17 protein-coding genes are annotated in these 17,205 nt (G+C 60.3%); 7 read left to right on the forward strand and 10 right to left on the reverse strand.

What is annotated here, in order from left to right:
* The first annotated feature begins 322 nt into the window (after positions 1-322).
* Positions 323-1,621, forward strand: a complete 1,299-nt coding sequence (locus ACSOSP_RS04785; RefSeq protein WP_455309825.1) for a cation:proton antiporter — start codon at positions 323-325, stop codon at positions 1,619-1,621.
* Positions 1,622-1,655: 34 nt separating this feature from the next.
* On the opposite strand, the gene ACSOSP_RS04790 is transcribed toward ACSOSP_RS04785, so the two are convergent.
* Positions 1,656-2,765 (reverse strand): saccharopine dehydrogenase C-terminal domain-containing protein, encoded by a 1,110-nt coding sequence (locus ACSOSP_RS04790; protein WP_455309827.1) that lies wholly within the window; start codon positions 2,763-2,765, stop codon positions 1,656-1,658.
* A 171-nt stretch (positions 2,766-2,936) separates the two neighbouring features.
* The gene (locus tag ACSOSP_RS04795; protein ID WP_031356349.1) at positions 2,937-3,398 is read right to left on the reverse strand and encodes an Lrp/AsnC family transcriptional regulator; all 462 of its coding nucleotides are present in this window, start codon (positions 3,396-3,398) and stop codon (positions 2,937-2,939) included.
* Between the two features lie 320 nt (positions 3,399-3,718).
* On the opposite strand from ACSOSP_RS04795, the gene ACSOSP_RS04800 reads away from it, so the two are divergent.
* Positions 3,719-4,246, forward strand: coding sequence for a Spy/CpxP family protein refolding chaperone (locus ACSOSP_RS04800; protein ID WP_455309829.1), 528 nt, complete (start codon positions 3,719-3,721; stop codon positions 4,244-4,246).
* Positions 4,247-4,447: 201 nt separating this feature from the next.
* Positions 4,448-4,885 (forward strand): PGDYG domain-containing protein, encoded by a 438-nt coding sequence (locus ACSOSP_RS04805; RefSeq protein WP_455309831.1) that lies wholly within the window; start codon positions 4,448-4,450, stop codon positions 4,883-4,885.
* Positions 4,886-4,911: 26 nt separating this feature from the next.
* Here ACSOSP_RS04805 and ACSOSP_RS04810 read toward each other — a convergent pair whose 3' ends face one another.
* The 7 genes from ACSOSP_RS04810 to ACSOSP_RS04840 form a co-directional block, all read right to left on the reverse strand.
* Complete coding sequence (locus tag ACSOSP_RS04810; protein WP_031356352.1) at positions 4,912-5,280, reverse strand: DUF3022 domain-containing protein; 369 nt, start codon at positions 5,278-5,280, stop codon at positions 4,912-4,914.
* Between the two features lies 1 nt (position 5,281).
* Positions 5,282-6,127 carry a YhfC family intramembrane metalloprotease gene (locus tag ACSOSP_RS04815; RefSeq protein ID WP_455309833.1) on the reverse strand — a complete coding sequence of 282 codons (846 nt, stop codon included), beginning with the start codon at positions 6,125-6,127 and terminating at the stop codon, positions 5,282-5,284.
* A gap of 18 nt (positions 6,128-6,145) precedes the next feature.
* The gene (locus tag ACSOSP_RS04820; RefSeq protein ID WP_455309834.1) at positions 6,146-7,195 is read right to left on the reverse strand and encodes a LacI family DNA-binding transcriptional regulator; all 1,050 of its coding nucleotides are present in this window, start codon (positions 7,193-7,195) and stop codon (positions 6,146-6,148) included.
* 80 nt (positions 7,196-7,275) lie between these two features.
* Positions 7,276-8,244, reverse strand: coding sequence for an NAD(P)-dependent oxidoreductase (locus ACSOSP_RS04825; protein WP_455309836.1), 969 nt, complete (start codon positions 8,242-8,244; stop codon positions 7,276-7,278).
* A gap of 55 nt (positions 8,245-8,299) precedes the next feature.
* Complete coding sequence (locus ACSOSP_RS04830; RefSeq protein ID WP_455309837.1) at positions 8,300-9,598, reverse strand: MFS transporter; 1,299 nt, start codon at positions 9,596-9,598, stop codon at positions 8,300-8,302.
* 65 nt (positions 9,599-9,663) lie between these two features.
* Positions 9,664-10,641 carry a sugar kinase gene (locus tag ACSOSP_RS04835; protein ID WP_455309838.1) on the reverse strand — a complete coding sequence of 326 codons (978 nt, stop codon included), beginning with the start codon at positions 10,639-10,641 and terminating at the stop codon, positions 9,664-9,666.
* Between the two features lie 44 nt (positions 10,642-10,685).
* Positions 10,686-11,513: a sugar phosphate isomerase/epimerase family protein gene (locus tag ACSOSP_RS04840; protein WP_455309839.1), complete on the reverse strand. Its 828-nt coding sequence runs from the start codon at positions 11,511-11,513 to the stop codon at positions 10,686-10,688.
* 472 nt (positions 11,514-11,985) lie between these two features.
* Here ACSOSP_RS04840 and ACSOSP_RS04845 point away from each other — a divergent pair, with 472 nt between their 5' ends.
* Positions 11,986-13,287, forward strand: a complete 1,302-nt coding sequence (locus tag ACSOSP_RS04845; RefSeq protein WP_455309840.1) for a hypothetical protein — start codon at positions 11,986-11,988, stop codon at positions 13,285-13,287.
* A 55-nt stretch (positions 13,288-13,342) separates the two neighbouring features.
* Here ACSOSP_RS04845 and ACSOSP_RS04850 read toward each other — a convergent pair whose 3' ends face one another.
* Positions 13,343-14,233, reverse strand: coding sequence for a LysR substrate-binding domain-containing protein (locus ACSOSP_RS04850; protein WP_455309841.1), 891 nt, complete (start codon positions 14,231-14,233; stop codon positions 13,343-13,345).
* A 107-nt stretch (positions 14,234-14,340) separates the two neighbouring features.
* Here ACSOSP_RS04850 and ACSOSP_RS04855 point away from each other — a divergent pair, with 107 nt between their 5' ends.
* From ACSOSP_RS04855 to ACSOSP_RS04865, 3 genes are all read left to right on the forward strand, one after another.
* On the forward strand, positions 14,341-15,414 hold the full coding sequence (locus ACSOSP_RS04855) for a YeiH family protein (protein WP_455309842.1): 1,074 nt from the start codon (positions 14,341-14,343) through the stop codon (positions 15,412-15,414).
* A 184-nt stretch (positions 15,415-15,598) separates the two neighbouring features.
* Entirely contained in the window at positions 15,599-16,333 is a 735-nt protein-coding gene (locus ACSOSP_RS04860; protein WP_455309843.1) for a glutathione S-transferase, read from the forward strand.
* A gap of 54 nt (positions 16,334-16,387) precedes the next feature.
* Positions 16,388-17,191, forward strand: coding sequence for an aldo/keto reductase (locus tag ACSOSP_RS04865; protein WP_455309844.1), 804 nt, complete (start codon positions 16,388-16,390; stop codon positions 17,189-17,191).
* The last annotated feature ends 14 nt before the right edge of the window (positions 17,192-17,205 follow it).

Raw genomic sequence — 17,205 nt, forward strand, 5'->3', positions numbered from 1 at the left:
TTGAGCCGTTGAGCCGCGGGCGTCAGTTGAGCGGATATCCGCGTGATCTTACTCAGCCATCCGCTTGAATTGTCGCGATTTGACATCTTCGCGCCGGATCGATGGATGCAGGTGCGCCATTATCCGTTCATTGCACGCCCGTGCCTTGTGCAGCGCTACCCCTATCCGGCGATGAGATCCCCGGATCGAAATCATTTCGGCCAGCGGTCTTGGGCGCGATACCGGTTAACCTTGAATCAATCCGTAGCGGTAAAGCCTGTGGCATGACCCTTGCTCGCAAAAGAACACGCATACACATAAGCTGCATTCACCTCAGGCTCTCATGACCGAAACGATATGGTTTCTCGTCGTCGGCGGTGTTCTCATCTTCATGGGGCTTGCCAGTTCGACGTTCAAACAATTGCCGATCAGCAGCGCCATGGTGTATCTCGCCATTGGTTTCGGGCTGGGTCCGTTCGGCGTCGGCCTGCTGAAAATCGATCTGCTGGGCGAAGCCACCCTGCTGCGCCGGATTACCGAAGTCGCCATGCTCGTGTCTCTGTTCGCGATCGGACTGCGCCTGCGCGTACCGCCTACCGACCGCATCTGGTTATTGCCCGTGCGCCTTGGCCTCGTCGCGATGGTGGCGACGATCGCCATCATGACGCTCGCAGGCGTCTATCTGCTGCACATGAACTGGGGACCCGCGTTGCTGATTGCCGCGATGCTCGCCCCGACCGATCCCGTACTTGCCCACGACGTACAAGTGCAGGTTCCAGGCGATGTCGACCTGCTGCGCTTTTCGCTCACCGGCGAAGGCGGTTTGAACGATGGAATCGCGCTGCCGTTTGCACTGCTGGGGATTGCGGTGTGCAACTACGAGGCATCGCCCAAGCAGGCGCTGAGCTGGCATTTCGCCAGCGATGCCGTCTGGGGTGTTGCCGGTGCGTTGGCAGTCGGCTGGCTGCTGGGCGACCTTGCGGTGCGTTTGATTGCGTGGCTGCGCACTCGCCATAGCCTGGCTCTTGGACCCGAGGGGTTTTATGCGCTGGGCTTGATCGCGCTCGCGTATGGCGTCGCCGAATTGATCCACACGTATGCGTTCCTGGCCGTGTTTGCTGCGGGACTTGCGATGCGGCGCGTCGAGCAAAAGGCGAGCGGCGACAAGTCTGCGCATGAAGCGGTTGGCGTCATCGATACTGAAGATGTGAGCGCAACCGCCTCAGATCCAGACCGAGCGCATGCGTTTGTCGCGGAACGGGTGCTGGGCTTCACGATAGAACTAGAAAGAATCGCGGAAGTAGCGGTCATGCTGATGGTGGGCAGCGCGCTCGCCAACGTATGGGACCGGCTGTTTACGTGGCAAGGCGCTGCGGTGGTCGGGCTATTGTTTTTCGTGGCGCGGCCTGTGTCGGTGCAAGCTTCGTTGCTGGGGTCATCGGCGACGGGATCGCAACGGCTGCTCACCAGTTGGTTCGGGATTCGCGGCGTCGGGTCGTTTTATTACCTGATGTACGCACTGGAGCGCGCGCCTCGTAGTGCGGTTGAACCGCTTGCGCCGCTGGTGCTGGGCGTAATCGCGGCGTCGGTAATCCTGCATGGCATTACGTCGACGCCGCTGATGAACCGGTATAGCAGGTAGGTTGTCGCTCAGGAGCAAAAACCACCCGCGCGGATCAGGCCGCGTGCAGTTGCCGGACAACGCCCAGCGTGCTTGCGCCCTCATACAACTGCCCGAACCGGTTCGCCAGGAACGCTTCCAGCGGCACCTGTTCCTGACGGATAAAACCGCTCTGCGGCAACACGCCTTCGCGGAACAGATCCAGCTCCGCGCAGATCGCCCCGGCGGTCGTGATTTGAATGGCGCTCATCGGCACGCCGCATACGTTCTTCGCGAAGATCTTGCGCGTGAATACATCCTGCACGAGACGGCCGTCGCGCATGCCGGTTGCCGTGACGAATACCAGCACCACGTCCTGCGCTGTCGCCGGCACCGCACGCCGCAGCATCGCCTTCAATCCGTCGCGATCACTCGACATACGCAAGTCGTCGAGCAGGAACTTCATCAGCTCACGATGCCCCGGATAACGCACCGACTTGTAATCCAGCGTCTCCACCTTGCCGGCCAGCGTTTCGCAGAGCGTGCCCAGTCCGCCCGATGTATTGAACGCCTCATACTCCGTGCCATCGAGCGAAAAATGCTCCAGCCCTTCCAGCGGCTGCACCCATTGCGTACTGCCGTCACGAATAGCTTCGCACGGCTGGCAATATTCATTGATCAACCCGTCGATGCTCCAGGTCAGGTTGTATTTCAACGCATTGGTCGGAAACTCAGGCAACGCGCCGACCCGCATCTTGACCTCGCGCACCTCGGCGAAGCGCTTCGCCAGGTCGTGCGCCACGATGCCGATGAACCCCGGAGCCAGACCGCATTGCGGCATGAAAGCATGGCTGGAATCGTCGGCGATAGCGCGAATCGCATGGGTCGCCCGCACGTCTTCGGTCAGGTCGAAGTAATGCACGCCGGCAGCCTTCGCCGCCGTCGCCACGGTGACGGCGAGGTAATACGGCATCGCGTTGAGGAGCGCGTCGAAGCCTTGAAGCGCGAGACGCAGCGCGTTGGCATCGGCGGAATCGACACGGCGGGTGGGAATACCCTGCGCTTCAAGCAGTTCGAGCGCGTGGGTATCGCGGTCGAAAACGACGACGTCGTAGTCGCCGGTTTCACGCAGCAGATGAGCAATGCTTTGGCCAATCAGGCCGGCGCCGATGAGGGCTATTTTCATGTTTATCTCCTTGATGGGCGGTCGAGAGGCAATCTCCGACCACCAGTTTAGGAGCGCATGAATATTGATAAAAGACACAAAATGATGCGAATCGACTATCAGTTTCGACGTTTTGACGATCTATCGCGACAAATTGTATGAAATCACTCTGCAAACCCTTCGAACAGCCTCCTAACCCAAGCCGCCGCGGTCCACTTTGCGAGCAAGGATGATCGACGTCGTCGTGCGTTCGACGCCTTCCAGGCCGCCGATTTCATCGAGGAGATCGTTCAGACGGTCCGGAGAGTCCGCACGCAGCCACGCGACATAATCGAACTCACCGCTCACCGCGCAAAGCAGCTGCATCTCGGGCATCCTGGCGAAGCGCTTCTGCACATCGCGACCGTACTTCGGCGCCAGCTTGATGCCCACATAGGCCTGGATGCTGGCATCGAGCACGTCCTGTCCCAGCCGCACGCCATAGCCTGCGATCACACCGGTCTTCTCGAGCCGCGCGAGCCGGGCGATCACCGTCGTGCGCGCAATGCCGAGTTGACGCGCGAGTTCGGACACGCTTTCACGGGCGTTCACCTGCAAAGACGCAACAAGGTTCCGGTCGATGTCGTCGAGCTGATCGAGGCGCGGCGGTCGCATGGGGCGTGATCCTTTGTTTGATTTTGTTTGAGCGTGACAAAAGCGTGAACAGCAGAGCCATTAAAACACGAGCGCATCAAACTGCGGCCGCCCCTGCTTCTTGGTTAAACTCCTACCGCTGTGAACCCGGCTTGATGCCGGATTGCTCCCGGTTTGCGCCTTCAACGCGTTTTTTTCGCAGTCGTATCGGTTGTAAGCAGTTGTGGCAACTCAAGCAACCTCGCGCGCTAACGTGATATTAATAGCGCCGTCGGCCAACCATCACACGTTATCTTTTCGTGTATTGCTTGCCCCTTCTCAATGGACCCAAGGTGTCACCCATGAAAAAAACATTCGTTGCACTGGCTGCCTCGCTGGCCCTTTCCACGGCTTTCGCCCAATCGTCCGCACCGGCCGCGCCGGCTGCACCCGCAGGCGCATCGGCGCCGGATTCGGCACGCGGCCAGGCACGTGAAGCACGCGTCGAGCAACGTATTTCGGAACTGCATGCCAAGCTCAAGATCACTCCTGCCCAGGACGAGCAATGGAACAAGTTCGCCGACGTCATGCGCGACAACGGCCACACGATGGGTGACCTGTACCGTCAACGCATGGCGCTGGGCGGCAACACGAGCGCGCTCGACGACATGAAGCAGTACGAGCAGATCACGCAAGCACACGCGGACGGCACGAAGCGTCTGGTCGATGCCTTCGAGCCGCTGTACGCAAGCCTTTCACCCGAGCAGAAGAAAATCGCCGACGCAAGCTTCCACCAGTCGGGCAAACCGGGCGAGCACAAGGGCCGCGCGCCGCATCGCAAGGCGCCGGCAGCCGCAGCGGCTGATGGTGCTTCGACCACCAAGCCCTGATTATTCCGGTAACAACGTGATCTGAAGACCGGACTTCTTGCAGTTGATGTGCGTGAGCACGTGGAAAAGCGCCCGCATCGTAGTGTCGATGCGGGCGCTTTCACATTGCGGTATGCATAAGCGGGTGCTTGGCGTTACGATCGCGGATTATTATCGATTCAGCGTTTCCAGTTTCCAGTTCCCAGTTCCCATTACGTCCGCATGACACAAATCACCCTTACCCGCCTCGACCTCATCGCTGATCCCGCCGCGCATCGCGTGGTGAAAGACGAAACCGTCGCGGTCCGGTTTGCCGAAGAACCCGGCTCGCTGATGAGCCTGGAAGGCCCGAACCGCTATGCTCCAGGCGATGCATTGATCACGGGCGCCACCGGCGAGCGCTGGGTGGTATCGCGGGATCGGTTCGATGCAAAGTACGTCGCGCACAACGGCGTCACGCATGGTCATGCCGGGGCATACCGCAACGTGCCGGTCGCGGTCCTGGCGAAGCAAATGCACGAAGCGTTTTCAATCGCGCGTTCGGAAGCCGGCGATGTGCTTCACGGCGAAGCGGGCGACTGGGTCATGCAATACGCGCCGGGCGACTACGGGGTGGTCAAAGCGGCCCGTTTCGCGAAGGTTTACAAGCGCGCTTTATAGACACGCAAAGCGGCGCTGCTCGACGCTCACGCGAAATCCTCGCCTATATCGATCTCCACCGTGCGCGGCACGGTTTCCCCGCCGGCGTACATCTCCTCGAGCGAGCCGAGCGTCGCTTCCACATAAGCGCGCAGCACCGCATAACTGCGCGCGTGCATACGTGGCGGCATCGCCCTGTAACGCGCGAGTGCGGCGGGGTCAAATCGGATATCGATGGCAATACGGCGCGCCGTTGCGCCGAAGCGCATCGCTACGTAATGAATCACGAGGGAAAGCTGGCCGTCGTCGCCCGGGCGCTCAGAGAATTGCGTCTGCTCCGGAAACAGGTCGCTGACCACGCGCGCCAGCAATTCGATGTCGGCGCTCGCGCAGTCGTATTGATATTCGTCGTCCATCTCAGTCTCCGGCCTTTCCACTCGACACGTCCGTCACACCCGCCACGCGCGCCGCTCGATTCGCGGCAGCCGACACGCCCAGGAAATAGCGCCGCAGCGCACGCATCACGATCAACCCGAACACGAGATACACGGCGTCGGCGGCGAGCAGCGGTATCAAGCGTGCCTGATAGAGCGCAACCGGCAGCGCGATCAGCGCGTGCGCCACGATCATGAACGGCAGCGTGAAGCGGAAACGCTCACGCAACATGTGCCACATCGCCACCGACAACCCCACCTGGAACACGAACGCCGCCGCCCGCTCAACCAGGAACAACGCGGCCGTTTCCGGCGCGAGACTGCCAAGCACGGCGTGCATCCGCAGCAGCGCCTCAGCCGGGACGCTCGTGAAATATTGGTCGAGCGTGCCGCGATCGGCAAGCAGCGCGTAGAGGATCCACTGCAATTGCACCAGCACGCCGACGAGCCACGCTTCCGCCCCGCCGTGGCCGATTCCATAACCCAGCGCCGTGCCCGGGCGCTGCAATGAGGCAGGATCGCGCCTGATCAGCCATTTCATGCCGGCGTAGCGCCCGACTTCTTCGCAAATACCCGTCGCAAGCGCACCGTAGATCACGAAAATGGCCGGGTTCAGCAGCAGGCCGACCGTGGTCGCGTTGCTCAGGACGAGTCCGTGCAGGCCGCGTTCGATCACCATCGAAAACAGGGCAACGACCGCGATCCCGACAATCACGTCGCGCCGCTCAAAACCAAAGCGGGGTTTTGTCTTGCGATACAACCAGATAGGCAACGCGGCAATCAGCAGCGTCGCAAGGGTGATACAGACCAGCGTCAAGGCACTTACCATTAATTGAATTCCTTAGAACTATGTACTGCCGCGTGGTGTTGAAGCTGAGGTGGATGCCCGCACAACCAGTTCGCCTGGCAGCAGGCATTCTCGCGGCGCCACGACCGCGCCCTCTATGCGCTCGTGCAGAAATTCGACCGCGCGCTCGCCTATGGTATAGGTCGGCTGACGCACGGTCGTCATGCCGGCAAGCTCGGCCCACTCGGAGTCATCGATACTCATCAGCGCCACTTGTCGCTGCCAGTCGGCGCCATGACGCTCCTTCAGGTGCAGCGCGAGCCGCAATGCTACCGGCGCGTTCGCCGCAAACAGCGCTACACGGCGGTTCAGCCGTTGAGCGGCGTCAATGCGCGCATCGATTTCGGCGAGGGTTTCGTCATTATCCAGATCGAGCACGATCGTGGCTCCGCAAACGCCGAGCGCGCCGATAGTGTCACGAAATGCCGCTTCGCGCACGCGTCGCGAGCTGACCTGCGCATACGGCTGGACGATAAAGAGCAGTTCATCGAAACCGTGGCTCACCAGATGCCGGACCGCCATCCGCACCGCTTCGATGTTGTCCAGCCCGACCATGTCGGTGACGACGCCTTCAACCGAGCGATCCACCAGCACGACCGGCACGCCGCCGCGAGTGAGCGTTTCCAGCGTCTCCTCCTTCACGCCGAGCGCGTTCACGATCACGCCTTCCACGCGGTACGTGGTCAGCAGTTGCAGGTATCGCCGTTCGAGATCGACCTCGTTTGCAGCGTGGCAGATCAGCGGCATATAACCGTACGCGTGACAGGCCGCCTCCACGCCCTGGAGCACTTCAACCGAGTAAGGATTCGTGAGGTCCGCGACCAGCATGCCGACCAGCCGGTTACGGCCTCGTTTGAGACCACGCGCCATCTGGTTCGGGCGGTAATCGAGCTTCGCGATCGCCTCTTCTATGCGCTCGCGCAATTCCGTCGACAACACGCCCGTCTCGCCGTTCAGGTAACGCGAGATGCTGGTCTTGCCGGTGCCGGCTTCGCGCGCGACGTCGGTGATGGTCGCGCGCCGGTCATTCGAAAAGTTGTCTCGTGCCATGTTCTCGTTCGACATCCGATAAAAACAAAGCGCGCCAAGGCGCGCTTTGTCTAATGCAGCGGGCTTGGCGATCAAGCCGCTCAGCGCTTCAATGCTTCCGGATTCACCATGTTATTCGTCAGCGTACCGTTCAACGCACCGATCAGGTTCTCAGCGGCGTTCCTGTTCATCGCGTGGCGCGTTTCGTGCGTGGCCGAGCCGATATGCGGCAGCGCCACCACGTTCTTCATCTTGAGCAACGGCGAGTCGGCGGGCAGCGGTTCTTTCACAAACACATCGAGGCCTGCACCGAGGATCGTACCGTCCAGCAGTGCTTGAATCAGCGCATCTTCATCCACCGTCGGTCCGCGCGATGCGTTGATCAGGATCGCGCTGCGTTTCATTTTCTTCAGTTGCTCCGCGCCGATCAGGTTGCGCGTTTCAGCCGTCAACGGTACCTGCAGCAGCACGAAGTCCGAGGTGGTCAGCAGCTCGTCCAGCTCGACTTTCTTCGCGCCGTAATCGCGTTCGGCCTGCGCATTCGGGCTGCGGTTCGTGTACAGCACGTTCATGCGAAAACCGAGCGACGCACGCCTCGCCACCGCACCGCCAATGCGCCCCAGCCCGATGATACCGAGCGTCTTGCCCTGCACATCGACACCGAAACAGTCTTCGCCAATGCTCTTCGTCCACTTGCCTGCCTTCACCCACTCCGCGAGTTCCACAACGCGGCGCGCGCTCGCGAGGATCAGCGCGAAGACCGTATCCGCCGTCGATTCCGTCAGCACGTCCGGCGTGTTCGTGAGCAGGATGCCGCGGCGGTTCAGGTCGGCGATATCGAAGGCGTCGAAGCCAACGGAAACCGTTGCCAGCGCCTTCAGCTTCGTCGCCCCTTCGAGCATCGCCGGTGTGATCTGCACACTCGCGCCGATCGCGCCATCGGCGTCTTTCAATGCGGCCACGAAGACGTCGTGCTGCTTCGGGTCAACGGTCGTGACATCCGCGTGTTCCTGCAGATACGCGAGCACGTCCGCAGGCAACGGCTTATACGCGACGATTTTCTTTTTCATCGAAACAAGTCCTGTGGAATCAAGAATGTTGGGGCTTTGTAATGTCTCTGCCGTCTCAGGCACGTGTGGCCAGTTTAGCGGCGGCTGCGACCGGCTGCGGTTTCACGATCAGCGTCAGTATCACGGCTGCCACCAGCGCCGCGCTCATGAACACATACGACGCTGCCGGCGACCCCGTCGCGCCGTTCAGGTAGCCAACCACATACGAACCGACAAACGATCCAAGCGCGCCCATGCTGTTGATCAGCGCCATTGCGCCGCCCGCCACGTTCTTCGGCAACAGCTCGGGCACGATCGCGAAGAACGGACCGTAAGGCGCGTACATGGCGGCACCGGCGATCACGAGCAGCGTATAGGAGCCCCAGAAACTCGTCGATCCAAGCAAGTACGATCCCGCGAAAGCAAATGCGCCGATCAGCAGGAACGGCCATACGAACAACTTGCGGCGCTCGAGTTTATCCGACGCCCACGACGCTGCGATCATCGCAATAGTCGCAGCAAGATACGGCACCGCCGACAGCCAGCCGGTCTCCACCATGCCGAACGTCGAAGCGTTCTTGAGGATCGACGGCAGCCACAACACGAAACCGTACACGCCGATGCTCCAGCAGAAATACTGCGCCGATAGCTTGATCACCGCCGCCGACTTGAACGCCTCGCCATAGTTCTTGACCGGCTTGATCGCCGCTTGTTCCGCGCGCAGCGTGTTGTCCAGATCGCGTTTTTCCTGCTCGGACAGCCACTTAACCTGCGCCGGCTTGTCCTGCACGATGAACCACCAGATCACCGCCCAGATGATCGCCGGTGCGCCCTCCACCACGAACATGTGACGCCAGCCGAATGAGTTGATCAGGTAACCCGATACCACCGACATCCACAGCACCGTCACCGGATTGCCCAGGATCAGGAAGGTGTTGGCGCGCGAGCGCTCGGATTTCGTGAACCAGTTGGAGATGAAGATCAGCATCGCGGGCATCACGGCCGCTTCCACGACGCCGAGCATGAAACGCAGCACCATCAGCGAAGGGATGTTGCTGACCACGCCGGTCAGCGCGGCGCAGCCGCCCCAGAGGATCAGGCTCACGAACACGAGCTTCTTCACGCTGCGACGCTCGGCGTAGATCGCGCCGGGAATCTGGAAGAAGAAATAGCCGAGGAAGAACAATGCGCCGATCAGCGACGCCAACCCCTTGCTGATGCCGAGATCGTGATTGATACCGGCCGCCGAGGCGAAGCCGAAGTTCGCACGGTCGAGATACGCGAGGCTGTACGTGATGAACACGATCGGCATGATCGTCCACCAACGGCGCACCGCGAGCGCGGGCTTACTGGTGTTGACACTGGCTGATTGCATGATTGTCTCCGTCCTTGGCTTTTTGCTCTGTGTGCTCTGTGACTGCGGGGGGCAATGAAACGCCCTTATAAGGCGATGTTGACTGGCGCGCCTTTGGCTTGTTCCAGCGCATCGAGTTCGCTGCGGGTCGGCAGGCCTTCGCTATCGCCGATCACCTGGATCGCCAGCGCACCGATGCGGTTGCCGCGTGTCAGCGCGTGCCGCACGTCGCGCCCTTCGAGCATGGCGCTCACTACGCCGACGGCGAAACCATCGCCGGCGCCGACTGTATCGACGACATTTTTCACGGGGATCGCCGGCACCGTGCCTTCGTCGTTATCCGCGGTCCGGAAGTACGCGCCTTGCGCACCGAGCTTGACCACCACGCCCTTCGCTCCCTGATCCAGATAGAAGCGCGCGATGTCCTCAGGCTTCGTGAAACCCGTCAGGATCTTGCCTTCGCTGACGCCCGGCATGACCCAGTCCGCCAGCGCGGCCAGCGCGTTCAGCGACTCGGCCATCGCTTCGCGTGACGGCCAGAGCGTGGGACGCAGGTTCGGATCGAAGGAGATGGTCTTGCCGGCCTTGCGCATCTCGCGCGCCATGTGAAATCCGAGTTCTCGCGAGCTTGCCGAAATGGCCGGTGCGACCCCCGTCAGATGCAAATGGCGTGCGCCCAGCACGTAGTCCGCCACGTAGTCGTCAAGCGACATATGGCTCGCCGCCGAGCCTTTGCGAAAATATTCGATCGCCGGATCGCTACCGTCGTCATTCTTCGATTTGAGCTGGAAAGCGGTCGGATAACGGTCGTCGATGGTGACGCAACCCGCGTCGATGCCTTCCTGCGCGAGCACGTCGAGCACGTATCGGCCGAACGAATCCTTTCCCACGCGGCTCATCCAGCCGACCTTGAAGCCGAGCCGCGACAAACCGATCGCAACGTTCAGGTCGGCGCCGGCCACGCGCTTGGTGAACTGGCCGACCTTCGCGAGATCGCCGGTCTCGGCGGCGACGAACATCGTCATGGCTTCGCCGTAGGTCACGACATCGAGAGAGCTTGTCATAAGCGGTCCTTCGTTATTCATTGATGGGGTGATCGAGCCGATTTTCAGGCCGATGCGAGTTGTTCAACGTAGCGAGCAGCATCGGCGGCGAGATTGTCCTGATCGAACGGAAACTCGATACCGCGCACAGCGCCGGTGGGCAGATGCGCCAGCAGCTCGGCGAATTGCGCGTCGTCGGTGGCGGGCGCCGTCGCGAAACGCCGTGCGCCTTCGCCCTGCACCGCCTTGCAATGCACGTAACCGACGTATTTGGCCAGGCGCCTCGCCGCTTCGAGCGGGTCTTGCTGCGCCCAGCGCCAGTTGCCAGTGTCAAAGGTCATGGAGAGGGTGTGCGAGCGAGTGTCCAGCGCCTCGAACAACGTGGAGAACGCATCGATCGTGCCGCCCGCTTTCATCTGGCCGTTTTCGACGACAACCCGCGCGGCGGAATTTCGGATGCCGGCGATCAGGCGATCGAGCGTCGAGGAATCCGTCGCCATGCCGGCGCTTTCCGACCCGCCGAGCTGGAATTTGACAATACGCGCATCCAGTGCAGCGGCCTCGTCCAGGGTCTGCTCCATCGCGGATTCATCGAGGGCGCCGGTATCGTCGAAAAGGGCCGCGGGAGTGGAATAGACGGGCCAGATGCCGGCCGTCCTGATCCGCTGACCGAGTTCGTAGAGGGACGCGGGCTGGGATTGAGTCTTATAGGAGAACAATTCGCGGCGGACTTCGAAGCCGGCCGCGCCGGCTTTTGCTGCGACTTCCGCCCAGGCTGCATGGCCGTCGCGGCGGATCGACTCCGCGCCAAATGCGCTCGCCACGATAACGACAGGGACGGTCGCATTGGCCCGGGTATTTTTGATCAGATTTCCAAAATTGCCGTGTTCCACAGTGGAATTTGCCTTTAACCGGCTAATGGAACCGGTTCCAAGAACGAATTTCAAAAAAGACGCGTGACGCGTCCGGATAATTTCGGATGATGCGCCGGGGGGTCGAGAGGCGCTATTCTGGAAATCCCTAGGGCGCATTCTTTCCTGCGCAGTATGAAATCGGGCCAGAACCTACTTTGCAGTGCCCTTCTTCGCCGGTCAGAACACTTCCGGGCATTCATGTCGCCCGCCACTACATTCAACTGGACACGCAAATTGCCCCACGCCCTAGGAAAACTCCTATTTTGATGGCGGAAGCTTACTGCCGTTGTTGCCCAAAGTAAGCTGGTGGACGTTATCGTAAGCGCGAAATCTAAACCGGTAACGCTCACCGTTACTCACACGTAATGAGCCAAGGGCGCCGAAACAATGCTCCCGTGTCGCAGATACGGTCTTAGGGTCTATATCCGGCACCATCCAAGAACAGAAAATCATGCTTGAGCAGGATAGCCTCCAAGAAGACCTTGATCTTATCGCCGCTCTATCGAAGGGCAATCTCATCAGCCAGTTTGAAGAAGCTGTCACGGACTTGAGAACGCGATTCGCCGATAATGCCAACGCGCTCAAGTCACTGGCATTCGTCTTGAACTCAAACGATAGATTCGCGCAAGCGTGTAGCGTCGCAAGACAGGGACTAGCCGTTAATCCAACACATCCTTTGCTACATCACAATGCGGCGCGCTCGTTGGGCATGCGTGGAAAAACCATCGAAAGTCGGCCGCACGGTATGGAAGCCGCCCGGCTTTTGCCCGACAACCCGTATATGCAATTTCACTTCGCAGGGGTGCAGCTCGCCCTTGGCGAATATGACGAAGGCTGGAAGCGTTATCGATGGTTCTACGAAATTCCCGGCGCCGCGCACCAACCGATTAGCCCCACATTTTTTGAGTGGAACGGTGAGCCTGTTACCGGTTGCCAGTTCCTGCTTGTCGGCGAACAAGGATGTGGCGATCAAATACAGTTCCTGAGATTCGCCAATTGGTTAAATCGGCAAGGAGCAACGGTTGATGTGCTGGTGAGCGAGCCGATAGCTGGCTTGGCGGCCAGCATGGATAGCATAAGGGCCGTATTCACCACGCTCCCGCCTGGCCCGTATACCTACTGCTACTGGTGCCACATGCTAAGAATGCCGGAGCATGTGAAGCTTGATTTGCAGATGCTGCCCGTTGCAATGCCTTATCTCTCAGCAACACGAGATAACCAGCGTCATTGGAAAACTCGCATTGATGCGATGTCGCAGCCCGGAAGGGGTGTGAGAAATAAACGCATCGGCTTGGTATGGGCGGGTAATCCCGCTCACCCGCTTGACCGTTTTCGCTCTATGCGGCTTGATACATTGAGGCCGCTATTCGCACTCACCGATATAACCTGGTTTGCTTTACAAAAAGGCGAACGAGAATATGAAAGCGAATCGCTGTCGAATGAATTCGACGTCCAGATCTTGGGCCCGGCTATCGACGACTTCACCGATACGCTCGCCATACTCCATTCGCTTGATTTACTCATTACAGTAGACACGTCAGTGGCTCATCTTGCCGGCGCCGCTGCGCTACGCGTGTGGACGCTCATCGCCGCTAACACTGAATGGCGATGGTTAGCCGGTAGAACAGATAGCCCGTGGTATCCGTCGATGCGACTCTTCCGTCAGCGCGAACTGGGCGATTGGAATAGCGTTATCGAGGAAGTACGGTGTGCATTGCAGGATTGGTTGAGCGTGCACGACGCCGAGACTTGATTTTTTGCATGAAGCCTTTTTTCAAATTTTGCAAAACAAAGGGCTCGTTACAAAGTCACTTCCCCGCCCCCTCCTCCACGCACAGCGCATAAAACCTCGCCGCCGCCCGCGACGCCGCCGCACCATGCGGCATCAGGATCGAAAACCGCCGCGTCAGCGGCTCCGGCGCGATTCGCAAACGCTGCAGCGCGCCGTCCTCGTGGCGCATCGACATCGCCGACACAAAACCAATCCCCATCCCCGCCCGCACCGCTTCCTTCACGCCCTCCACGCCCGTGATTTCCAGCGCAACGCGCATTTGCACACCCGCCCGGGCGCATGCGCGCTCGACCAACTGGCGCACGCCCGATCCGCCCTCGCGCAAGACCAGCGAATGAGCGCACAGCGCTTCCAGCGTCACCCCGCCCGAAACAGCCGCCAGCGGATGTCCGCTCGGCGCAATTGCCACGATTTCGTCCTCGCGCCACGCCGTGACTTCCGTTCCCGGCGGCAGATCCGCGCTCACCGGCCCCTCGATCATCGCGATATCCAGCGAACCCAGCGCAGCAACGATTTCCGTCGTATTCCCGTTGATCGTGTGAACCGTCACATCCGGGTGCTGCCGATGAAACTCCGCAATCAGATAAGGCAACAGGTAACTCGCCGGCGTCGTGCTCGCGCCAATCCTCAGCGTGCCGCGCTCGAGCCCGCGCAGCGCATTGCGGTAAGCGCGCGCTTGGCCCACTGTCTCCCGGATTCGCGTGGCATAAACCGCGAGCTGTTCGCCAGCGGAGGTCAGCCGAATGCCGCGGCCTTCGCGCTGATACAGCGGCTCGCCGAATTCGTCCTGTAACTGGCGCAATTGCCCCGACACAGCCGGCTGCGACAAATGCAGCGCGAGTGCTGCCCGGCTGATGTTGGAGTGCTCAGCGACGGTGGCGAAAGTTATAAGCTGGTCTGCGGTCATTGGGACTTAACTATCGGCTAAGCGGATAGTTTACATCCTAAATGACGATTTTTCATATCGATATATCAATAATAGGATTAGAACATCGAACCCAAACGGAAAAGACCGTGAATTCCCTCGCCACCCCCGCCGCATCTCGTTCCACTCCCACCGCTCCAATCGGTCAGGCGCGCGGTCAACTGAACGGCATCTTGTTTGTCGCGCTATTCGCCGCCGCCGTCACGCAGTTGGCGGCGCTGCCCTTCATCTCGAATCTGGGGCTCAGTCCGCTGATCGTCGGCATTGTCGCGGGAGCAATCTATGGCAATGCACTGCGTGACGGCATGCCGGAAAGCTGGGCGTCGGGCGTGAACTTCTCCGCTCGCAAGCTGCTGCGTATTGCGGTCGGCTTCTTCGGACTGCGCGTCAGCCTGCAGGAAATAGCGCAGGTCGGGCTGCCGGGGCTGACGGTTTCGGTACTAGTGGTGGTGAGCACGCTGGCCATCGGCACATGGGCGGGAATGAAGCTGATGAAGCTCGACCGCGATACGGCCTTGCTGACAGCGGCCGGCAGCGCAATCTGCGGTGCCGCAGCAGTGCTTGCGTTCGAATCCACCCTGCAGTCCGAGCCGCATAAAAGCGCGATGGCGGTCGGAAGTGTGGTGCTGTTCGGCACGCTTTCCATGTTCCTCTATCCGCTCGCGTTGCACCTCGGATGGCTGCATCTCGATACGCTGGGCGTCGGCCTGTTTTTCGGCGGCACGATTCACGAAGTGGCGCAGGTGGTCGGCGCGGCTAGCAATGTGAGCCCGGAAGCGACGCATATCGCGACCATCGTGAAAATGACGCGCGTGATGCTGCTCGTGCCGGTGCTGCTCGTGATCGGCATGTGGGTGAACCGCTCGCGCGCAGCCGCCGATGGCGCGAAGCGCAAGCTTGCGATTCCCTGGTTCGCGCTCGGCTTTCTCGCGCTCGTGATCGTCAATTCCTTGCACGTTTTGCCTGATACCGCCACGCACACGCTGAACACACTCGACACCTTCGCGTTGACCATGGCGATGACCGCACTGGGCATTGAAACGCGGATCGCGCAGATTCGCCAGGCCGGACCCCGTGCGTTGGTGACGGGCGCGATCCTTTATGCATGGCTGATCGGGGGAGGACTCGCGATAACCATGGGCGTCGAGCGCCTGCTCGGGTAAGGTTCGTAGAGGCACCGCTTGCAGGAACACAGAAGCCCCGCAGAAGCCCCGCCGCTCGCGCGGGCTTTTGCTTTTCACCGACATTACAGGCGCAACGTCCAGGCGCAATCCAAGCGCAACGGCACGCGTGTTGCTACCCTCTTGTCTTTGGGTTTCCAGCGATCACACCGCGAGGATATGGCCGATGGCCTACGAACTGTATTACTGGGATGGTCTTCAAGGCCGCGGTGAATTCGTCCGGCTCGCGCTGGAAGATGCCGGCGCGGACTACGTGGACGTTGCACGCGGCGCGAAGAAGGATGGACAAGGCACCGGCGCCATGATGAAGATCATGAACAGCAAGACCGAGCCCTACATTCCGTTCGCCCCGCCATTCCTGAAGGATGGCGAACTGATCGTGCCGCACGTGGCGAACATCCTGCAATACCTTGCGCCGAAGCTCGGTCTCGCGCCGAAGGACGAGGGCCTGCGCTATGTCGCGCACGGCTTGCAGCTGACAATCGCGGACATGGTGACCGAAGTCCACGACACGCACCATCCGCTTGCGAGCGGCCTGTATTACGAAGACCAGAAGGACGCAGCGAAGCAGCGCTCGAAGGATTTCATCGAAAACAGGGTGCCGAAGTTCATCGGTTATTTCGAACGGGTGCTCGCGCAGAACCCTCACGGCGATACGCAGATAATCGGCAACACGACCACGTACGTGGATCTGTCGATATTTCAACTTGTCGACGGCCTGCACTACGCCTTTCCCCGCGCAATGAAAAAGTTCGGCAGCTTGTATCCGCGCGTCGCGGCGTTGCACGATGCCGTGCTTGAACGGCCGAATATCGCAGCTTATGTGGATTCGGAACGCCGGATTTCATTCAATGAATCCGGCATCTTCCGCCATTACCCGGAACTGGATCAGGACGCCTAGCATTGCTGACTCAGCCGGCCTGTATCGGATAAACGTAATCAAAAGGAGTAGCAGATGATCGACACCATTCCTTCCTTCGGACTCGGCACCTTTCGCGTAGACGCGGAGAAAACCGCCAAGTCTGTCACGAGCGCGCTGCAGCTTGGATATCACCATATCGATACCGCGCAGCTCTACAAGAACGAAGAAGCCGTCGGTAAAGGCGTGCGCGACTCGGGCGTGCCGCGCGAAGATATCTGGATCACCACCAAGGTTTGGCATGACCGGCTGCGTCGTGAAGACGTGGTTAAAAGCCTGGTAGAAAGCCACAAGAAACTGAACATCGGCACGATCGATCTCGCGCTGGTTCATTGGCCGTCGCCCGATAGCGTGGTTTCCATCGCCGAATCCATCGCAGGCTTTCAGGACGCGCAGAAGCAGCAGTTGATCCGCCATTTCGGCGTCTCGAATTTCACCGCGCCGTTGCTCGAGGAAGCGTTGAACGCGCCCGGCGGCGAAGGCATTGTGACGAACCAGTTCGAAATCAGCCCCTTCCTCGCGAATCGCAAGCTGGTCGAGGCGACGCAAAAGCTCGGCGTGAAGGTGACCGCGTATATGCCGCTCGGTGAAGGCCGCGCGCATAAAGATCCCACATTGATTGCGATCGCGAAGAAGCATGGCGTGACGCCCGCTCAGGTGACGTTCGCGTGGCTGCTGTCGCGCGATATCGTGGTGCTGTCGGCATCGACGAACCCGGAACACCAGGAACTGAACTGGGACTCGCAAAAAGTGAGGCTGGACGCCGACGATATTGCGAAGATCGATGCGCTGGACGAAGGGCAACGCAACGCGAAGCCGCCGTTTTCGCCAAAGTGGTGATTGGTAGTTTGGCG

The organism is Caballeronia sp. KNU42 (genome assembly GCF_053760385.1).